Origin of the sequence: Marinobacter qingdaonensis (assembly GCF_034555935.1) — a bacterium.
GTDB lineage: Bacteria > Pseudomonadota > Gammaproteobacteria > Pseudomonadales > Oleiphilaceae > Marinobacter > Marinobacter qingdaonensis.
In genome coordinates, this window is record NZ_JAYDCJ010000003.1 from 2,496,718 (window position 1) to 2,516,838 (window position 20,121).

The 20,121-nt window shown below is 61.8% G+C and carries 16 protein-coding genes; 15 read left to right on the top strand and 1 reads right to left on the bottom strand.

Annotation, left to right across the window (positions count from 1 at the left end; translation table 11 throughout):
• Window positions 1–20: 20 nt before the first annotated feature.
• The 10 genes from U5822_RS14625 to U5822_RS14670 all read left to right on the top strand — a co-directional run bounded on the left by U5822_RS14625 (window position 21) and on the right by U5822_RS14670 (window position 10,972).
• Complete coding sequence (locus tag U5822_RS14625; RefSeq protein WP_322856347.1) at window positions 21–1,052, top strand: DUF58 domain-containing protein; 1,032 nt, start codon at window positions 21–23, stop codon at window positions 1,050–1,052.
• Window positions 1,049–3,097: a transglutaminase TgpA family protein gene (locus tag U5822_RS14630; protein ID WP_425259252.1), complete on the top strand. Its 2,049-nt coding sequence runs from the start codon at window positions 1,049–1,051 to the stop codon at window positions 3,095–3,097. Before U5822_RS14625 ends, U5822_RS14630 begins: the two co-directional genes overlap by 4 nt.
• 17 nt (window positions 3,098–3,114) lie before the next feature.
• The gene (locus U5822_RS14635; protein WP_322856941.1) at window positions 3,115–4,125 is read left to right on the top strand and encodes a DNA polymerase III subunit delta'; all 1,011 of its coding nucleotides are present in this window, start codon (window positions 3,115–3,117) and stop codon (window positions 4,123–4,125) included.
• Window positions 4,126–4,238: 113 nt separating this feature from the next.
• Window positions 4,239–4,589: a PilZ domain-containing protein gene (locus tag U5822_RS14640; protein WP_008171779.1), complete on the top strand. Its 351-nt coding sequence runs from the start codon at window positions 4,239–4,241 to the stop codon at window positions 4,587–4,589.
• A 13-nt stretch (window positions 4,590–4,602) separates the two neighbouring features.
• Window positions 4,603–5,526, top strand: coding sequence for an alpha/beta fold hydrolase (locus U5822_RS14645; protein ID WP_322856348.1), 924 nt, complete (start codon window positions 4,603–4,605; stop codon window positions 5,524–5,526).
• A gap of 34 nt (window positions 5,527–5,560) precedes the next feature.
• Window positions 5,561–6,430, top strand: a complete 870-nt coding sequence (locus U5822_RS14650; protein WP_322856349.1) for a DUF4892 domain-containing protein — start codon at window positions 5,561–5,563, stop codon at window positions 6,428–6,430.
• 5 nt (window positions 6,431–6,435) lie between these two features.
• Complete coding sequence (locus tag U5822_RS14655) at window positions 6,436–7,641, top strand: patatin-like phospholipase family protein (RefSeq protein WP_322856350.1); 1,206 nt, start codon at window positions 6,436–6,438, stop codon at window positions 7,639–7,641.
• Between the two features lie 96 nt (window positions 7,642–7,737).
• On the top strand, window positions 7,738–8,640 hold the full coding sequence (prmB, locus tag U5822_RS14660; RefSeq protein ID WP_322856351.1) for a 50S ribosomal protein L3 N(5)-glutamine methyltransferase: 903 nt from the start codon (window positions 7,738–7,740) through the stop codon (window positions 8,638–8,640).
• Between the two features lie 37 nt (window positions 8,641–8,677).
• Window positions 8,678–9,772, top strand: coding sequence for a chorismate synthase (gene aroC, locus U5822_RS14665; protein WP_322856352.1), 1,095 nt, complete (start codon window positions 8,678–8,680; stop codon window positions 9,770–9,772).
• Between the two features lie 42 nt (window positions 9,773–9,814).
• On the top strand, window positions 9,815–10,972 hold the full coding sequence (locus tag U5822_RS14670; protein ID WP_322856942.1) for an MFS transporter: 1,158 nt from the start codon (window positions 9,815–9,817) through the stop codon (window positions 10,970–10,972).
• On the opposite strand, the gene U5822_RS14675 is transcribed toward U5822_RS14670, so the two are convergent.
• Window positions 10,964–11,851, bottom strand: coding sequence for a LysR family transcriptional regulator (locus U5822_RS14675; RefSeq protein WP_322856353.1), 888 nt, complete (start codon window positions 11,849–11,851; stop codon window positions 10,964–10,966). The two genes, U5822_RS14670 and U5822_RS14675, sit on opposite strands and share 9 nt — an antisense overlap.
• Window positions 11,852–12,032: 181 nt before the next feature.
• Between U5822_RS14675 and leuC the strand changes: the two genes are divergently transcribed.
• The 5 genes from leuC (at window position 12,033) to U5822_RS14700 (ending at window position 20,045) form a co-directional block, all read left to right on the top strand.
• Window positions 12,033–13,451 carry a 3-isopropylmalate dehydratase large subunit gene (leuC, locus tag U5822_RS14680; RefSeq protein WP_322856354.1) on the top strand — a complete coding sequence of 473 codons (1,419 nt, stop codon included), beginning with the start codon at window positions 12,033–12,035 and terminating at the stop codon, window positions 13,449–13,451.
• 17 nt (window positions 13,452–13,468) lie between these two features.
• Entirely contained in the window at window positions 13,469–14,116 is a 648-nt protein-coding gene (gene leuD / locus U5822_RS14685) for a 3-isopropylmalate dehydratase small subunit (RefSeq protein WP_322856355.1), read from the top strand.
• 39 nt (window positions 14,117–14,155) lie between these two features.
• Window positions 14,156–15,229, top strand: a complete 1,074-nt coding sequence (gene leuB / locus U5822_RS14690) for a 3-isopropylmalate dehydrogenase (protein WP_322856356.1) — start codon at window positions 14,156–14,158, stop codon at window positions 15,227–15,229.
• Window positions 15,230–15,357: 128 nt separating this feature from the next.
• Entirely contained in the window at window positions 15,358–16,473 is a 1,116-nt protein-coding gene (gene asd / locus U5822_RS14695) for an aspartate-semialdehyde dehydrogenase (protein WP_322856357.1), read from the top strand.
• A 314-nt stretch (window positions 16,474–16,787) separates the two neighbouring features.
• The gene (locus U5822_RS14700) at window positions 16,788–20,045 is read left to right on the top strand and encodes a motility hub landmark protein FimV (protein ID WP_322856358.1); all 3,258 of its coding nucleotides are present in this window, start codon (window positions 16,788–16,790) and stop codon (window positions 20,043–20,045) included.
• Window positions 20,046–20,121 lie beyond the last annotated feature (76 nt).

Genomic DNA, 20,121 nt, shown 5'->3' on the forward strand with positions numbered 1-20,121 from the left:
CAAAAACCTCCAAGGGCGCCATGAAGAAGTTTGTAACGCAGCGCTGGCAGAAGTGGGTCAATCAACGGGTGGCTCGGTCCGATACCCAGACCTTTACGCAAAAAAATATCTTCATCCTGCCAACCGGTGCCGGTGTGGTGTTCGGGATTCTGCTGCTGATCATGCTGATCACGGGGATCAACTACCAAAACAGTCTGATCTATCTGGTCACCTTTCTGTTGGGTGCCGTGTTCGTGGGAGCCATGCATCAGACCCATCGGAATCTGGCCGGATTGCAGGTTGCCCTGGTACAGCCGGGCGAAGGCGTGGCCGGGGAGCCCATACCGTTCAAATTCCGGGCCACGGCGGACCGGGACGATGCCATCGCCATCGTAGTGTCCTGTGGGGAGGCCGAGCCAGACGCCAGTCACATCGTGGCCGGCCAGAGCAAGGATCTCAAGCTGGCGATTCCATCCGCCCATCGCGGTTACCTGCGCCCCGATCGGATTCGGGTCGAGACCCGTTTCCCGTTCGGTCTGCTCAAAGCCTGGTCGTGGGTTCGCCCGGCGTCCGCGGGCATTGTGTTTCCCCGGCCGGTGCCCGCGCCTGACGTGATCAGTGCCGTGCAGGATGGTGAAGACAGCGACAGCATTGTGCCGACCGACGGCAGTGATCACGCGGATCTACGGCCCTGGCGGGAAGGTGACATGAGCCAGCGAGTCATGTGGAAGCGTTATGCCCGCAGCGGCCAGCTTGTGGTGGCGGACTGGGAAGGCGAGCAGGGCAGTCCGCAGTGGCTGGATTTTCATGCCTTTCCCGGAGCGGACCATGAATTGAGGCTTAGCTATCTGGCATGGCTGGTGGCCGAGCGGGAGCGCAACGGTGAGCGATTCGGCCTGGTTCTGCCGGGTCAGGTGATCGAACCGGACGCCGGTCCTGGTCATGCGAGGCGCTGCCTCCGTGCCCTCGCCGTATGGGGCGAAACCCGGCCCAGGGACGCGGCGTCGGAAAAGCATGGCACCCGTCAGTTTGCCCGTAAAGATGGGCGCCCGCCTGATCGGAGAGCGTCATGATGCTGACCACGAGTGTGCAGGATTCGCTACCGTCCCGTGCCCTGATCTGGCTGGTCGCCAGTTTTGGCGTCTTGCTGATTCCGCAGCTGGAACGACTGCCGTTCTGGTTGATTGCCACCTGCTGCCTGCTGGCGGGGTGGCGCTGGCTGGCACAGCAGGGTCGGGTGCGGTTGCCCGGGCGCTGGTTGCGGTCGGCCATCATGCTGGCGTTGATTGCGGTGTATGTGGCGACCGTGCACGGCCGGTTTACTGTCGATACGGCCGCGTCTTTCTTTGTGCTTGCGGTGGGGCTCAAATGGCTGGAGACCCGAAGTGTCCGGGATTTCTATGTGCTGTTTTTCATCCTGGCGTACTTGGGGGCCGTTAATTTCCTGTTCCAGCAGGACATTCTCTGGAGTCTGGTGAATCTGACGGCCCTGGCCCTGCTGCTCGTCGGCCTGCAGATCATCAATGCGCCGGATTTGCCCGACAGTTCCACCGCCGGCTGGCGCCGGTTGGGGATGCTGGCGGTCAAAACCCTGCCGATCGTCGCGCTGCTGTTCGTGTTCTTCCCGCGGATGGAGCCGCTGTGGAGCGTTCCGCTGGTATCCGGCCAGGCCAGAACCGGCATCAGCGACACCATGCGACCGGGGGATATTTCCAATCTGGCCCAAAGCAGCGAGCGGGCGTTTCGGGTCACCTTTGCTGGCCCCATGCCAGCGTACCCGGACCGGTATTGGCGTGGCCTGGTGCTGGACTATCTGGATGGTGAAACCTGGCGCCAGGGCGAGCGGTCGCTGCCCCGGCGGCCGGGACGGGTGGCTCGCGACGGCGGCGTTGGTGAGCTCGAAACGGGCGAGTACGATGTCCTGCTGGAACCCACGGATCAGCGCTGGGCGTTCGCGCTGGAGAATTCCCGAGCGGTGTCCGGCAACGTGGTGGAGGCAGGCCAGGACCTGTTCCGCTTCCGCCGTCCCGCGGATTCGTCGATCCGCTACCGCCTGGCTTTTGAGTCGGACGCGGCTGAGGAGACGGAGCGCTTGACGCCGCTGCAGGAGCGTCGGTACCTGCAATTGCCGACCTCGGGAAACCCGCGCGCACGGGAGCTCGCTCGCAGTCTCCGCGGTCGTTATTCCGATGTGGAAACCGTCCAGGCCCTGCTGACCCGATTCCGGACCGAACCCTATTTTTACACGCTACGCCCACCGGCGATGCCGGACGACGGCATAGACAGTCTGCTGTTCGACAACAAGCGGGGGTTCTGCGCCCACTACGCCGGCGCCACCGCCTTCGTACTTCGGGCCGCAGGCATTCCGGCGCGGGTCGTGGTGGGCTACCAGGGCGGCGAGACCGGTGCCGGTGGCGACTACCTGATTGTGCGTCAATACGATGCCCACGCCTGGGTTGAAGTCTGGCTCCGGGGGCGGGGCTGGGTGCGCATTGACCCCACAGCCGCCATTGCGCCCAGCCGAATTGAATCCGGGTTGCGGGACGCCGTGTCGGACGAAGGCTCGTTCCTGGAAAACAACTGGGCATCCCCTCAGCGCTATGGCGACGTGGCCCTGGTGCAATGGGCAAGCCTCCAGCTGGACCGGATCAATTACCACTGGCAACGGTGGGTGGTCGGTTACCAGGGGCAGACCCAGATGAATCTCATGCGGCAACTGCCATGGGGCCTGGGCATGAGGGAACTGGGGTACCTCACGGCGGGCATCGTCGGCGCCGGTCTGCTCATTGCGGGGCTGGTGTCGGCCTGGCGGATGCGCACCGGCGACCGCCGGGATGCCTTTGGGCGCATCCTCTCGAACTGGCATCAGTTGTGCCACCGTGCCGGTGTTCCGGTTCGCAAGGGCGAGACCCCGTCGGCCTTGGCGGCCAGGCTCGGACAGGCGCGGCCTGCCGCGGCGGAATCGGCTCGTCGTTTTGCCCGGACGGTTAACAGCCATTACTATAGCGATGGCTCAGCCAGCGGGGAGGACCGTGAGCTGAGGCAGATGCGTCGGTTGTTGAGCCAAATGCGAAAACAACTGCGCGGCACCCACACAACCCCGGGAACAGAGTCTTGACCCCAACCACCGCGACAATGGCCTGGCACCAGGCCGCCTGGTCGACCATCCAGAACCGCTTGGCGGCGGACCGGTTGCCCCACGCCCTGATCATCACCGGCGAACGTGGCGTTGGTAAGCGCCACTGGGCGGAATCCGTCGCGGGCCTGCTGGTGTGTGACGCCCCGGAGAATCTCGATGCGGGAGCGCCAGAAGCGTGCGGCCGATGCAAGCAATGCGAGCTGGTGCGCGCGGCGAGTCATCCGGATATCCGGGTGTACGCTCCGGAAAAGTCCAGGATGGTCAAGGTCGACCAGATTCGGGCCCTGTCGGGCTTTGCAGTCGCCTCGCCTCAGGTGGCCCGGCGCAAAGTCGCGATCATCGACCGGGCGGATCAGCTCAACATCAACGCCGCCAACGCTCTGCTCAAGACCCTGGAAGAGCCGCAGCCGGACGTTACGTTGTTGCTGCTTCAGGAAGCGGGGCGACCGGTATTGCCAACCATACGCTCCCGGTGCCAGGCCATGACCTTGCCGAACCCGACGGCCGAGGTCGCCAACGAGTGGTTGGCGCAGCAGGTCTTGACGATGGAGGAGGGCTCGCGGCCCGAGGCGACGGTACTGGCGAAAGCCCTGATGTTGGCCGGCAACGCTCCCAGGCTGGCGCTGGAGTACGCGACCGGTGATTTCATCGGGTTGCGGGATCAGGCTTTTGACGGGTTCAAGCAATTCATGAAGAACCAGATTCCGGTGGCCGAAGCGGCCAAGGCCTTCAAGGCGCTGGGCCTGGAGGACAGTCTCTGGCTGTTCGAGAGCTGGGCCGCCGATCTGGCCCGGATCGGCGCTGGCGGTGCCCCGGTCGATGCCGAGGCAGAGGACATGCTGGGCTTTCTGGCCAGATCCAACCCGGTCTGGAAAGCCCACGAATTGCTCGATATGGTTCGGGAGGCCAGGGCGGCCGGAGTCTACAACGCCAACCCGGAGCTGGAGGCTGCCCGACTGCTGATGGCCTGGCAGCAACTGATGCCAACTCGGCGCCGGGCCGGATAACGACGTCGGGCATTGCACTTTTCCCTTGAACAACTGCTATGATTGCGGAATGACAGGGATTTTCCCTCCCTGAACCAATCTTACAAAGAGCCAACACAAGAAAGGTGTCAGTTATGGGTCCCGGATTTGGTGCACGCAGCGGCATACTCACCCTCACCATCAAGGACAAGGCGGTACTCTACGCCGCGTACATGCCGTATATCCGCCAGGGCGGCCTGTTCATCCCAACCCAGAAGCAATATCAGCTCGGGGACGAGGTGTTTCTGCTGCTGAACCTCATGGATGAGCCGGAGAAAATCCCAGTCGCCGGCAAGGTTATCTGGATCACGCCCAAAGGCGCCCAGGGCAATCGCGCCGCTGGTATTGGCGTCCAGTTCAATGGCGACGACGAGACTGCCCGCACCAAGATCGAATCATACCTTGCAGGGTCCCTGAGCTCGGATCGCCCCACCCATACCATGTGAGGGCCACCGTTGCATGAATGACATTGCCGAAGCACCAACCTCATCGCCGGTCCGGTCGGCCCAGTACCAGGAGGCCGACTGGCCCCTGCGCTACATCTCCCTGTCCGGTCTGACCTGGAAGGCCGGGAATTCTGCGACCGGGACACCGCCGGTGGTCATGCTCCACGGCTGGCTCGACAACAGCCTGACCTTTGTCCGGCTGGCGCCGGAGCTGGCTCGACAAACCACGGTCCACGCCATTGATATGGCCGGTCACGGCCACTCCGGTCATCGCCCCGCCGGCCAGAATTACCTGCTCATGGATTACGTGGCGGACCTGGCGGAGCTGCTCGACACCCATCTGCTGACCGGGGAGGACGATCAGGTTGATCTGGTCGGACACTCGCTGGGCGGTATTGTCTGTGCGCTCTATGCCGCGGCCTTTCCGGAGCGGGTGCGCAGGCTGGTCATGATCGACAGCCTGGGCGCGCTCAGCCGGCCGGCGGAGGACACCATTCCCCAGCTTCGTCGGGCAATCAACAAGCGCCTGGCCGGGTCCGGCCGGCAAACCATTTATCCCAATCTGGAAACCGCCGCCAAGGCTCGCGAGGGCGGGCTCAGTCCCCTGAGTCCGGAAGCGGCCCTGACGCTGACGCCGCGAAACATGAAGCCCGAAGGTGAGGGCTTGGTCTGGCGCACTGACCCCCGGTTACGGCATCCCACGCCGATGATGATGGGCGAAGAACAGGTCATCGCGTCATTGAAAGCAATCGCTACGCCCACCCTGTTCGTACGAGCTCAAGAGGGCCTGCTGGCTGCCCGCAAGGGTATCGACCTCCGTCGGGAGGTGATCCAGAACCTGCGGGTGGCGGACGTCCCGGGTGGTCACCACTGTCATCTGGACGGCGATACCGCGCCTGTGACCCTGGCTGTCAAACAATTCCTGACCAATGAGTAGTACTTTGCAAAAGTTCTTCCTGACCGTTTGTGTAATGCTGTTTACCGCTTTCCTGCCGGGAAAACCCTGGGCGGCGGTGCCTTCTGCGTTCCCCGAGGCGTTTGCGCAATCCACCCTGGAAACCTCCACCCGCATCGAGTCCTCGGGCCACCTCGTGTTGTTCAGCCCGGTCCGAGAGGTTAATAACCAGATTCGCTCGGAAACGATGGCTCGATTGCCGGTAAGCGGTGAGGGGCGGCTGTATCAGGTGGACCGGGATTCCAGTCGTCAGAAGGCGAGGGATCATTACCTGAGGCTCCTGCAGGCCAGGGGTGCGCAGGTGCTGTTTGAGTGCAGCAGCATTGCCTGCGGTCGCAGTAATGTCTGGGCCAACAAGATCTTCGGGCAGCGGGTGCTGTACGGTCGCGACGCCACCCAGGACTACCTGGTGGCCGGGAGTACCGCGGCAGACGGCAGTCGCTGGTTGACCCTTGTCTACACGGTCACCCGGGGTAATCTCAGGGAATACGTCTGGATTGAGCATCTGGCGGTGGGCAGTGGCGCCACAGTGCCGGGTCTGGGCAGCGCCGAGAGTCGCGTCAAGGGGCCGGTGGTGGTGCCTTGGCAAGGGGGCATTACCTTTCGGTTTGACTGGTCCGCGACAGACCGGCGCCGGATATCGGAGTGGGCATCGGCCGAGGGTGCAACGGTGGTGCTGACCGCCTTTGCGGCCCTGGGTGGTGACGAAAGTTTCCAGGACGCCATGTCCCGGGCGGGCGAGGCCGCAGCATCGCTGTCGGAAGTGCTCGCCAAGACCGGGGTGTCGGCTGGGCAGCAGGAGGTCATCGTGGTGGGACCGGCGATCCCTCTGAGCGACCCGAACCGGCAGGGCGACCGGGTTGAAATTACGGTAATCACAAGGTGACGGACATGGCAGCATCGGCCGGCGACGAGGGACCGGGCTCGGAAAAAACGGTGGAATCCGGTACCGAAGACGGAGCCTCTACCGTCATGAAAAGCTCGGACGTGTCGGCCACCTCGGTCGAATCCTCCGAGCAGCAGACCCAGCCAGCCAAGCGGCGAAAAACCGTAGCACTTACCCTGGGCAGCGGTGGCGCCCGGGGCTACGCCCACATCGGCGCCATTGAGGTGCTGGTGGAGCGGGGCTACGACATCATCGCCATTTCCGGCTGTTCCATGGGCGCCCTGATCGGTGGCATGTTTGCCGCGGGCAAGATGCAGGAATACAAGGATTGGGTGACCGGGCTGGGCCAGTTCGACGTCCTCAAGCTGTTGGATGTAACCTTCAATTCGGTCGGGGCCATCCGGGGTGAAAAGATCTTCTCCGTGGTTCGGGAAATGCTGGGCGACATCCGCATCGAGAATCTGCCACTGGCGTACACGGCCGTTGCCACGGACCTGTTGGCCCACAAGGAGATCTGGTTCCAGGAGGGTCCCCTTGATCAGGCCATTCGCGCTTCGGTGGCCATTCCCAGCGTGGTCACCCCGTTGGTGCTGAACGGTCGGGTGTTGGTGGACGGGGCCTTGTTGAACCCGCTGCCGATCATTCCCACCATCTCTTCCCACGCCGACATCATTGTCGCGGTAAACCTCAGTGGCGAAGACGAACGCACCCAGCGCATTCCCGACGCCGCCTTCAGCCCGGAGGCCGAGGGTGGTGACATGGAGGAGTGGGTGGACACCATCCGGGACAAGGCTTCCCGTTGGTTCGATTGGGACACCATCAAGTCCCTGGCGGCGCGCAAGCCCGACACCGAGGAAACACCCCAGGACAAGATTTCCCGGGAAATGAACAAAAAGGACCAGAAGGCGGAGGCGGCCAAGCCCTCCGCGAAAAGTGCCCAGGAGGAGCATGAAACCATCGACTGGGACAAGCTGGGCATAGGCAAGTTCGACGTCATGAACCTGACTGTGGAAACCATGCAAAGCGCGCTGGTGCAGTACAAGCTGGCGGGATACCCGCCGGATTTGTTGGTCAATGTTCCCAAGAATGCCTGTCGAAGTTACGACTACCACAAGGCACCGGAGTTGATACAGCTCGGTCGTGAGCGCATGTCCCTGGCTCTGGACAAGTTTGAAACCAATCGCAACAGCTCAGGCCCTCTGGCGATTTAATCGCCTCTCTGGTGCGCTGTGGTCACAGGAGCTGCAGGCTGGCAAGTATTCAGCGTATAATGCCGCGCTGACATTTGCGCCACAGGATCCAGATTCGTGACCAGCCCAATTGATGATCTCCACACCGTCCGTGACTTCCTCCGGTATGCGTCGTCCCAATTCGCCGCCTCGGAACTGTACTTCGGTCATGGCACGGACAATGTCTGGGACGAGGCGGTTCAACTGGTGATGCGGACCCTGAACCTGCCGCTGGAGAACAACACGCTGTTTCTCGATGCCCGTTTGGTCCGGGAGGAGCGTCAGACCATCCTGGAGCGGATCAAGCGCCGGATCAGTGAGCGCGTGCCCCTGGCGTATCTGCTCAAGGAAGCCTGGTTCATGGGCATGCCGTTCCACGTTGACGAACGGGTCCTGGTCCCCCGTTCGCCAATTGGGGAGCTGCTGGAAAACGGTCTGCAGCCGTGGCTGGGTGACACACCGGTCAATCGGATTCTGGATCTGTGCACCGGCAGCGGCTGCATCGGTATCGGGGCGGCGTCGGTCTTCGACGAAGCGGAAGTGGTGTTGTCCGACATCTCCGCGGAGGCGCTCGAGGTGGCGCAATCGAACATCGCCTATCACGGGGTCGAGGATCGGGTGCGGGCGGTGCGCTCGGATCTGTTTGAGAATATCGAGGGTCAGTTTGACGTCATCCTGAGCAATCCGCCGTACGTGGACGCGGAAGACCTCGCCGGGATGCCGCAGGAATACCGCCACGAGCCCGAACTCGGGCTGGCGGCCGGGGCGGACGGGCTGGATCTGGCCCACCGGATTTTGACCGGCGCGCTGGAGCATCTGAGCCCTGAGGGCCTGCTGATCGTCGAAGTCGGGAACAGCTGGGTGGCCCTGGACGAGGCCTATCCGGATTTGCCGCTGACCTGGCTGGACTTTGAAAACGGTGGTAGCGGAGTGTTCCTGGTGACCGCCGAAGCGCTTCGGGCGTGGCATCAAAAGACGTAAACTGCTTTCTTAAAAAACTTGGATAAAGTGCTGAATCATGTCGGGAAATACCATAGGAAAACTGTTCACCGTTACCACCTTTGGTGAGAGCCATGGCGCCGCCCTCGGCTGCATCATCGACGGGTGCCCACCGGGACTCGAGCTCTCCGAAGCGGACATGCAGCGCGACCTGGATCGGCGTAAGCCCGGCACCTCGCGTCACACCACTCAGCGACGGGAGGCGGACGAGGTGCGGATTCTGTCCGGTGTGTTCGAGGGCAAGACCACCGGCACGCCCATTGGCCTGTTGATTGAAAACACCGACCAGCGCTCCAAGGACTACTCGAAGATTGCGGAGCAGTTCCGGCCGGCCCACGCCGACTACACCTACATGCACAAATACGGCTTCCGGGACTACCGTGGTGGGGGCCGTTCCTCGGCCCGCGAAACTGCGATGCGGGTAGCCGCCGGTGCGGTGGCTCGCAAATTCCTGGAACAGCGCTTGGGCATCACCATCCGCGGCTACCTGTCCCAGCTGGGCCCGATCAAGGTCGAGAAACTGGACTGGGACCAGGTGCATCAGAATCCGTTCTTCTGTCCGGACCCGGACAAGGTCGCGGAGATGGAAGCCTACATGGATGCCCTGCGCAAAGAAGGGGATTCCATTGGCGCCCGGATCAACGTGGTTGCCGACGGCGTGCCACCCGGTTGGGGTGAGCCGGTGTTTGACCGCTTTGATGCCGATCTGGCCCACGCCCTGATGAGCATCAACGCCGTCAAGGGTGTGGAAGTGGGCGCCGGTTTCGACAGTGTCGAGCAGAAGGGCACCGAGCACCGGGACGAGATGACGCCGGACGGGTTCCTGTCCAACAACGCCGGGGGCGTGCTGGGCGGCATTACCTCGGGACAGCCCATTGCCGCCAGCATTGCCCTCAAGCCGACCTCCAGTCTGCGTTTGCCGGGGCGGGGCATTGATGTCCATGGCAATCCGGTGGAGGTGATCACCACGGGTCGTCACGACCCCTGTGTCGGCATTCGGGCAACGCCGATTGCGGAAGCGATGATGGCCATCGTGCTGATGGATCATTACCTCCGTCACCGGGGCCAGAACGCGGATGTATCGGTAACCACGCCGGTGCTCGGCCAGCTGTAACGGTGGCACCGAGACCTGACTTTCCCGGCTGAGGGGTCTGTTATTTACTGGCGCCTTTCCAATCTCTATTTTTGGTTTTTCGCCCTCCTCGGCGGCCTGTTGCCTTACTGGTCGCTGTATCTGGAGGGCCGCGGCTTTTCCTATCTGCAGATCGCCACGCTCATGGCGACCATCCAACTCACCAAGATCATCGCTCCGAGTGTCTGGGGCTGGCTCGGGGACCGTACCGGGCAGAGGGTGCGCCTGGTCCGGTTTGGCGCGATTACCGGTTCGTTGTTCTTCGCTGGCGTGTTCCTTGAGCCTGGCTTCTACGGGCTGTTGCTGGTCATGCTGGCGTTCACGTTTTTCTGGAACGCCATTCTGCCGCTGTACGAGGTCATTACCTTGCGGACTCTGGGCGAGCACCGGGACCGCTACGGCAAGGTCAGGCTGTGGGGTTCGGTCGGCTTCATAGGCGCGGTAGGGCTGGTGGGTGGTCTGCTGGAGCTGGTGCCCATTGCCACCTTGCCCTGGCTGTTGCTGCCGGTGTTCGCCGGCATCGCGGTGTCCGCTTTTCTGGTGCCGGCGGAGCGCGGTGAGCGCAAACCCCGGGCGCCTACGGGCAGCCTCAAGAAAATTGTCAGTCACCCGGCCGTCATCGCCTTTTTCCTGATGAATTTCCTGTTGCAGGTGTCGCACGGCGCCTACTACACCTTTTTCAGCATTCATCTGGAACAACACGGCTACGGTAAGCTGTCGATCGGCCTGTTGTGGTGCCTGGGTGTGATTGCGGAGATTGGCCTGTTTCTGATCATGCATCGATTGTCCCGGCGTTTCAGTGTTCGCCAGATCGCCATTGGCGCGCTTGCGCTGACCATGATCCGCTGGGTGCTCATCGCCGAGCTGACCGACGTCATCGGGGTGCTGTTGCTGGCCCAGTGCCTTCATGCCGCCTCGTATGGGGCGCTGCACGCCATCTCTGTCCAGTACATTCAGGGCTTCTTTGGCGCTCACCATCACGGTCAGGGGCAGGCGTTGTACAGCGGCCTGACCTTTGGCGCCGGCGGCGCCGTCGGCGCCTGGCTGTCTGGGTTCCTGGTGGACGGCTTTGGCACACCGGCCGCGTTCTGGGGTGGCGCCGCTACTATGCTGGTGGCCATTCTGGTTACCTGGCGCGGCTTGAGGCCACCACCCAAGGCGCCGTCCATGGCGTCAAGGTAGCAAACCGGTGGTGGTTTCCTGTTCGTGCACAATGGCGAGCAAGGCCTTGGCAGCGGGGCTCAGTTGCCGGCCCGCCAGGCCCACTGCGCCCAGCACCCGGGTGACACGGTGGTCGAGTTCCAGCGGGCGGATCGATCGGTCGAGCATGCGAACCGGAAGCACGCTCCAGCCGAGCCCGACACTGGTCATCATTTTGATGGTTTCCAGATAATTGGTCGGGAATTGCTGTTGCAGCGGCAGATTGGCTTCCAGAAACAGGCGGCTGACCGTTCGATAGGTGGCGGTTCCGGTATCCGGGAGCAAGGCGGGATACTCGGCCAGATCGGCCAGGGTCACCCGGCCTCGCCGGGTCAGGGCATGGTCGGGGCCGGCGGCAAAGGCCATCGGATCCGGCCATTGCTCATGCACCACGAAATGACCCTCCATGCTGTCGCTCAAAGTGACGAAGGCCAGCTCGGCACTGCGTTTGCGCATCTGGGCATAGGCCGCATCGGATTCCATGAACTGGAGGTTGAGCCGAACTTCCGGGTGTTGGCTGGAGAAGCGCCGGAGCCAGTCGGGCAGATGGTGCAAGCCGATGTGGTGGCTGGCGATGATCTGGAGTTCACCGGCCAGGGTGTCGGTATCGGGGGAGAGCGACACCCGGGCGTTGTGGATCTCGTCGAGGATGCGCCGGGCGTGGGGCAGCAAACGACTGCCGGCATCGGTCAAGCGGATCTGCCGATGGCTACGGTCGATCAGGGTCACGTCGAGCTGGTGTTCCAGTGCCGCCAGTCGCTTGCTAATCGCCGGCTGGGTCAGGTGCAGCAGTTCAGCGGCCTCGGAAAAGGAGCCTTGATCGACGATGGTCAGAAAGGCCCGAAGCGCGTTCGAATCCATGGTGAGGTCCCCGATGACGGTTGCCCCATCGCCCCTGTGCGATGCGGATCACTGAAACGCTAAAACATGCCATTTTGGAATGCAATGAATAAAAAACATGAATTGAGGTTATCAAGTGCCCAGGAGTAAGATAGCTCCATAGCAGCAGAATTAGAAACCCCCAACCGATGAGAGAGTAACCATGGCGGGCAAAACTTTATACGACAAACTCTGGGACGATCACCTGGTCAAGCAGCGGGAGGACGGCTCCGCCCTGATCTACATCGATCGTCAGTTATTGCACGAAGTGACCTCGCCGCAGGCGTTCGAAGGTTTGCGGTTGGCCAGCCGCAAGCCTTGGCGCATCGACGCCAACATCGCCACCCCGGATCACAACGTTCCGACCACGGACCGGGACAAGGGCATCGACGGCATCGTCGATCCGGTATCGCGCACCCAGGTTGAGACCCTGGACAAGAATTGCGACGAATTCGGCATCCTTGAATTCAAGATCAAGGACCAGCGCCAGGGTATCGTGCACGTCATCGGCCCGGAGCAGGGCGCAACCCTGCCGGGCATGACCATCGTCTGTGGCGACTCCCACACCTCCACCCACGGCGCCTTCGGTTGCCTGGCCCACGGCATCGGTACCTCCGAGGTGGAGCACGTGCTGGCTACCCAGTGCCTGGTGCAGTCAAAAATGAAGAACATGCTGGTGAAGGTGAACGGCAAGCTCGGACCCGGCGTCACTGGCAAGGACGTGGTGCTGGCCATCATTGGCAAGATCGGCACGGCGGGCGGTACCGGCCACGCCATTGAATTCGGTGGTGACGCCATTCGGAATCTGAGCATGGAAGGTCGCATGACCATCTGCAACATGGCGATCGAGGCGGGTGCTCGCGTCGGTATGGTGGCGGTGGATGACACCACCATCAATTACGTGCACGGTCGTCCGTTTGCCCCGGAAGGCGAGCAATGGGATGCCGCCGTGGCCTATTGGCGCACATTGCACAGCGACGACGATGCGGTGTTTGACAAAGTCGTCGAGCTCGACGGCGCTGAAATCACGCCCCAGGTCAGTTGGGGCACGTCGCCGGAGATGGTGGCCGGGGTCAATGGCCAGGTGCCCGACCCGGAGCAGGAAGCCGATCCGATCAAACGCGAAGGCATCGTCCGTGCCCTGAAGTACATGGGTCTGCGCCCGAACATGGCTATCACCGAGATTCAGCTGGATCGGGTATTCATCGGTTCCTGCACCAACAGCCGGATTGAAGATCTGCGCGAGGCCGCCGCCGTGGTGAAAGGGCGGAAAGTCGCCCCTAGCCTGAAGCAGGCCATGGTGGTGCCTGGCTCGGGCTTGGTGAAGGCCCAGGCCGAGCAGGAAGGCCTGGACCGGATCTTCATCGAGGCAGGGCTTGAGTGGCGGGACCCGGGCTGCTCCATGTGCCTGGCCATGAACGCCGACAAACTGGGCCAGGGTGAGCACTGTGCGTCCACCTCCAACCGGAATTTCGAGGGCCGGCAGGGGTTCGGAGGGCGCACCCACCTGGTGAGCCCGGCCATGGCGGCGGCGGCGGCCGTTACCGGCCACTTCGTTGATGTCCGCGAATTGATGAACTGATCCACAGGAGAAACACCATGCGAGCATTTACGCAACACCAGGGCCTGGTTGCCCCCATGGACCGTTCCAACGTGGACACGGACATGATCATTCCAAAGCAGTTCCTGAAGTCCATCAAGCGCACCGGCTTTGGACCGAACCTGTTTGACGAACTTCGCTACCTGGATGAGGGGAAGCCGGATCAGGACTGCGCCAAGCGCCCGATCAATCCGGACTTTGTGCTCAACCAGAGCCGCTACCAGGGAGCCAGCGTGCTTCTGGCCCGGTCCAATTTCGGTTGTGGCTCCAGTCGGGAGCATGCCCCCTGGGCGCTGGAGGACTTTGGCTTCCGGGTGATGATCGCGCCCAGCTTTGCAGATATTTTTTACAACAACTGCTTTAAGAATGGGCTGTTACCGATTGTTTTAAAAGAAGAAGCGGTTGATCGGCTTTTCCAGGAAGTGGAAGCGTCCGAGGGCTACCAATTGAGCGTGGATCTGGAAGCGAAAACGGTGACCACGCCCTCGGGTGAGGTCTTCGGCTTCGACGTGGATGATTTTCGTCGCCATTGCCTGCTGAACGGGTTGGACGACATCGGCGTGACCCTGGAAGACGCGGACGCCATCAAGTCCTACGAGGCCCAGCGCCGTCAGTCAGCTCCCTGGCTGTTCCGTGCCAACCAGTAATTCGTGCCAAATTAAAGTTATCTGACACAGGAAGAAAGCATGTCCAGAACCGTATTGATGTTGCCGGGCGATGGAATCGGGCCGGAAATCGTGGCCGAGGCCGAGAAAGTCCTGAACAAGGTCAACGACCAGTTTGACCTGGGATTGAGCTTCGAGACCGGGCTGGTCGGCGGCGCCGCCCTGGATGCCACCGACAGCCCGTTGCCGGACGATACCTTGGACAAGGCCCGAAAAGCCGACGCTATTCTGCTGGGCGCGGTCGGTGGCCCCAAGTGGGACGGGCTGCCGATGGCCAAGCGCCCGGAAAAAGGCCTGTTGGGGTTGCGCTCCAACCTTGAGTTGTTTGCCAACCTTCGCCCGGCGATCCTGTACCCGCAGCTGGCGTCGGCCTCGTCCCTGAAACCTGAGGTGGTTTCAGGGCTCGACATCATGATCGTGCGGGAGCTGACCGGGGGTATCTATTTCGGCCAGCCCCGGGGCGTGCGCGAACTCGAAAGTGGCGAACGGCAGGGTTACAACACCTACGCCTACACCGAATCGGAAATCCGTCGGATTGGCCGGGTGGCCTTCGAGGCTGCCCAGCAGCGGGGCAAGAAGCTGTGCTCCGTCGACAAGGCCAATGTCCTTGAAGTGACCGTGCTCTGGCGGGAAATCATGAACGATCTGCGCCGGGAATACCCGGACGTGGAGCTGTCTCACATGTACGTCGATAACGCCGCCATGCAGTTGGTTCGCGCGCCTAAGCAATTCGACGTGATTGTGACTGGCAACATGTTTGGTGATATTCTTTCTGACGAAGCGGCTATGCTGACCGGCTCCATTGGCATGTTGCCCTCGGCGTCCCTGAACTCTGAAAAGCAGGGCATGTACGAGCCATGCCACGGGTCGGCGCCTGACATCGCAGGCAAGGGCGTAGCCAATCCGCTGGCCACCATCCTCAGTGCCGCCATGATGCTGCGGTATAGCCTGGGTGAAGAGAAGGCGGCAGACGCCATCGAAGCGGCGGTCAGCAACGTACTGGATCAGGGCCTGAGAACGGCCGACATCATGTCGGACGGGAGTACCCAGGTCTCCACCCGCGACATGGGCGAGGCGGTACTCAAGGCGCTTTAAGCCTGCGCCTGCTCCAGTCAACTTTGAGACCCGACGGCAACAACATGCTGTTGCCGCGGGATCATCCATCCTGTCCCTGCCAGCGATAAGGGCAGCGGGCGGGCATAAAACGAGGTTCAAGGGTCGCAATGAAGCGAGTTGGACTTGTAGGTTGGCGCGGCATGGTGGGCTCGGTCCTCATGCAGCGCATGCGTGACGAAAACGACTTTGCCGATATCGAACCGGTATTTTTCTCCACGTCCCAGACCGGGAAGCCGGCGCCGGATGTGGGCAAGGAGGGGGTTCCGCCTCTCCAGGACGCCTTTGATATCGATACCCTGAAAACCCTGGATGTGATCGTGACCTGTCAGGGTGGTGATTACACCTCTGCGGTTTACCAGAAACTGCGCGATGCGGGCTGGGACGGTTACTGGATTGATGCGGCATCCACCCTGCGTATGGTTGACCATTCGGTCATCGTGCTTGATCCGGTCAACCGGAACGTCATCGACGACGCCCTGGCAAAAGGCGTCAAGGACTACATCGGCGGCAACTGCACCGTAAGCCTGATGATGCTGGCCCTGGGCGGGCTGCTCGAAGAGGACCTGATCGAGTGGGTATCCCCCATGACCTACCAGGCCGCTTCCGGCTCCGGTGCGCAGAACATGCGTGAGCTGCTCAATCAGATGGGTGACCTGCACGGCAATGTCAAAGCCGAGTTGGCCGATCCGTCTTCCGCCATCCTGGATATTGACCGCAAGGTCACCGAGACCATGCGTTCGGGGGATTTCCCGACCGAGCACTTCGGTGTTCCGCTGGCCGGCAGCCTGATTCCGTTCATCGACAAGCAGCTCGATAACGGCATGAGCAAGGAAGAGTGGAAGGCAGGTGTTGAGACCAACAAGATCCTGGGTCGCAGCGATTCCCCGATTCCGATCGACGGCATCTGTGTCCGGATTGGCGCCATGCGCTCCCACAGCCAGGCGCTTACCATCAAGCTCAAGAAGGATCTGCCGGTGGCAGAGATCGAGGCCATCCTGGCGAAAGCGAACGATTGGGTGAAGGTGATCCCGAACGACCGCGACGCGACCATGGAAGAGCTTACGCCGGCCAAGGTGACCGGCACCCTGAGCGTTCCCATTGGCCGCATCCGTAAGCTGGCCATGGGGCCCGAGTACATTTCGGCGTTCACGGTCGGCGACCAGTTGTTGTGGGGGGCGGCGGAGCCGCTGCGGCGTATGCTGCGTATCCTGCAAGAACGTTAAGAAATGTTACGCAGGGGCAATTAATGCCAACTGTGTCCGGTTTTCACCAAACCGGGAAGGGGCGAAGGCTGATTTCAGCCTTCGCCCCTGTTATTTTCAGGAACGCTAGAGGGTTCCGCTCGATTGGTAAAAAAATGGTACAAGGATTGCGGCTGATTGATTGATAAACCGAGTGTTATCAACAATACTTGCCGGACCAAAGATTAATTGCACGACATAATAACTAGAACGATCCAGACGGAAGTCATCCAACCTCGTCCGATTCTGTTTGTACAAAGCAGTAACCGAATAACGGAGACTGGAAAGGAAAAAGCATGAAGGTACGCAAGCTTGCGGTTGCCCTGGCTCTGGCGGGAGGGCTTGGATCCAGCGTCGCACAGGCCCTGGGGCTGGGAGAAATTGAACTTCAGTCCTATCTGAATGAGCCTTTGGATGCGGAGATCACTCTGCCCCAAAGCCGCGGAGTGAATCCGAGCGATGTGTTCGTCAACATCGCGCCCGAATCGGCTTACGAACGGGTTGGACTCAGCCGCAACCAGTTTCTGAGTAAACTGAGGTTTCAGGTGGTTACCCAGAACGACGGTTCCTTGGCCGTCAACGTTTCTTCCCGGGAGCCCCTGCGCGAACCGTACCTGAACTTTCTGCTGGAACTGACCTGGCCCAGTGGCCGCCTGATGCGGGAATACGCCGTACTGGTCGACCCGCCGGTCTACGCCGAAGATTCCGGCATCCAGGAGCAGGTTGCGGCCCCGACGACCTCGGCGGCACCCAGTCAGCCAGCTCCCGCTCGCAGTGCCGAGTCGGTTCGACGCCAAACCCAGGCGGAGCAGTCCCTGAGTCGCAGCTACCAGGGCGAAACCTTGGGTCCGACCGGAGCCTCCGATACCCTCTGGACCATCGCCTCCCGCGTACGCCCCAATGACAGCGTGTCCACCCAGCAAGTCATGCTGGCGATTCAGGATCTCAACCCCGACGCCTTCATTGACGGAAACATCAACCGACTCAAGCGCGGAGAAATCCTGCGCGTGCCATCGCTTGAGCAGGTTCAAAGTCGTACCCGTGCTGAGGCAACTCGCGCCGTCAGCCAGCAGAATACCAAATTCCAGTCCCCCCGCCGCACCGTGGACGCGACCGCCAGTCAGCCGGCCCAGCCGGCACCCCAGCAGGCCGGAACGGGCGGTGATGAGCTCAAGCTTCTGGTTGCCGATAACGACAGTCGTGAAACCACCGAAGGCGGCTCCGCCGGTGGCGATGCCGATCTGCCGGGCGGGGTAGACGCCGGTTCTGCCGCAGCCATGGAAGAACTGGAGCGGGCCCGTCGTGAAAACGATGAACTGAATACCCGCGTTGAAGACCTGCAGGATCAGGTACAGACCCTGCAGCGTCTGCTCGAACTGAAGAACAGTCAGCTGGCGGATATGCAGCAGCGGGCGGGTGAAGAGTCCGACGTGGCGGTGGCGCCGGAAACCGGAACCGGTTCCGACGCGAACGCGCCCGCGGGCGAGCCCGCCCAGGCCGACGCTGCCGCCGATGCCGATGACGTGTCAGGGGCCGAGGGTACCGAGGCGGCTGCCAGTGCCGAAGCTCAGGATGCCTCCGCCTCCGACCAGGCAGAAGCCGTGACTGATGGCGAGGCCGGGACCGATGCGGTTGCCGGGGAGGAATCAGCGACCGGTGAGGATGTGGCTGAATCCGAGCAGGCCGCGACCAGTACCACCGATGAGGCTGATGCCAGCGCCACAGCGGCACCGGAGGCATCACAGGCATCCGAGGCCGCTGCACCCGCAGCGGAGCCGGAGGTTCAGCCAGCTCAGTCGGTCGTTCAGGAGCCGGCCGCCGATAAACCGTTCCCGGGCAACGTGATCGACGCGATCAAACAGAACCCGATCTATCAGATTGCCCTGGGTGGCGGCCTGATTCTCCTGCTGTTGCTTCTGCTGGTCATTGCCCGTCGCAACGCCAATCGGGAAAAAGCCTTCTACGATCAGCTCAACAGTGATTCCGGTGATGAGAACGATTCGTTCGCGCTCAGCCTCGATGACGATGAGGCCGAGCCAGCAGCCGGTCAGGACCCGATTGCCGAGGCGGACACCTACATCGCCTATGGCCGTCACGAGCAGGCCGCGCAAACCCTGGAGAATGCCATTTCCCGTGAGCCCAGTCGCACCGATTTGCGGCTGAAGCTGCTTGCGGTTTATGCCGACAGTCAGGATCGCGCCTCGTTCGACAAGCAGTTCGGCGAACTGGAAGCCCTGGACGACGACGAAGCCACGGCTTCTGCCATGGCCCTTCGCAGCCAGCTGGATGAAGCTGAGTCGATGCCGAGCATCGATGACCTGGAATCCCAGTTGCGCTCGGATTCGTTCGGCGGCGCCGAGGTGAGCGAGATGGCCACCGAAGCCGCGGAGCAAGAGGACGACGAACTCCAGTTGTCGGATGAGCTGCTTGCGGACCAGTACGACGCACAGAAGGAAGAGCAGGTCGAGAACGAGTTCGGCGAGCTGGACAGCGACTTTGCCGACTTTGACCTGAACGAGGTCGAATCGGCGGAAGAGTCCGCCACGGCTTCCGTGGACGAGGCTGAGGAGGCTCCGAAAGACAAGAGTGCCGATGATTTGATCGAATACGATCTGTCCGATATTTCCACGGGGTCGGACGGAGACGCTGCCGAGGAGTCCGCGGACGACGCGGAAGTGGCGAGCCTCGAGTCGAATGACGACTATTCGGCCCTGGAAATCGAATTCGACGAACCGGCCGATCGCACTGAGCAGCCCGAAGCGGCAGCCGAAGAGCTTGATCTCGATCTTGAACTCGACAGCGCCCTGGAAGAAGAGCTTGAGGCTGAATCGACCTCGGCGGCGCCCACCAACGAAGTTGCCGATGCCGAAGAGCAGGTGGTGGACGAGGACATGGACTCGCTGGATGAGTCATTCCTCGACGAACTGGATGCCGAGCTCGACAAGGTCGCTGATGAAGATGGCGAGCTGGGTGGTGAGGAGATTGAGGAATCCACCCTGGATGATCTTGAGCTGGATGTCTCGGATGAAGACCTGGCGCTGATGGAGGAATTCTCCGACTCGGCGGATTCCGCCAATTCGGAGGCCGAGCCTGCTCAGGCGCTTGATGACGACCTGGACCTTGAAGATGCCCTGGGCGATGACGACACCCTCGGCAACCTCGAGGCCGACAGTCCCGAAGCCGAGGTCGCTGGCACCGAGGAGCTCGAGGATCTGGAGGAGCTGGAAGGGCTCGCGCCGGCCGACGAGCTGGAGGAGTCGGAGGTGGTTTCCGAGTCGGATCCAGAGACCGAGCTTCCCGTGGCTTCCGAAAAGGTAGGTGAGGACGCCGATATGGCGGAGACAGTCGATATCGACGAAAACGAACTCGGCGACGATGATGACTTTGATTTCCTGGCGGGTACCGACGAGGCAGCGACCAAGCTGGACCTGGCTCGGGCCTACATTGAAATGGGCGACAGCGATGGCGCCCGGGACATTCTGGAGGAAGTTGCCCTGGAAGGGGACAGCGACCAGAAAACCGAAGCACAGGAACTTCTTAAAAATCTGGCCTGATTCGTTATAATCTAAGCCAACCAAGCAGCGAGCGCCGGCCGTCGAACCCTGTTTCGACGTGATCCGGCGCTTCGCT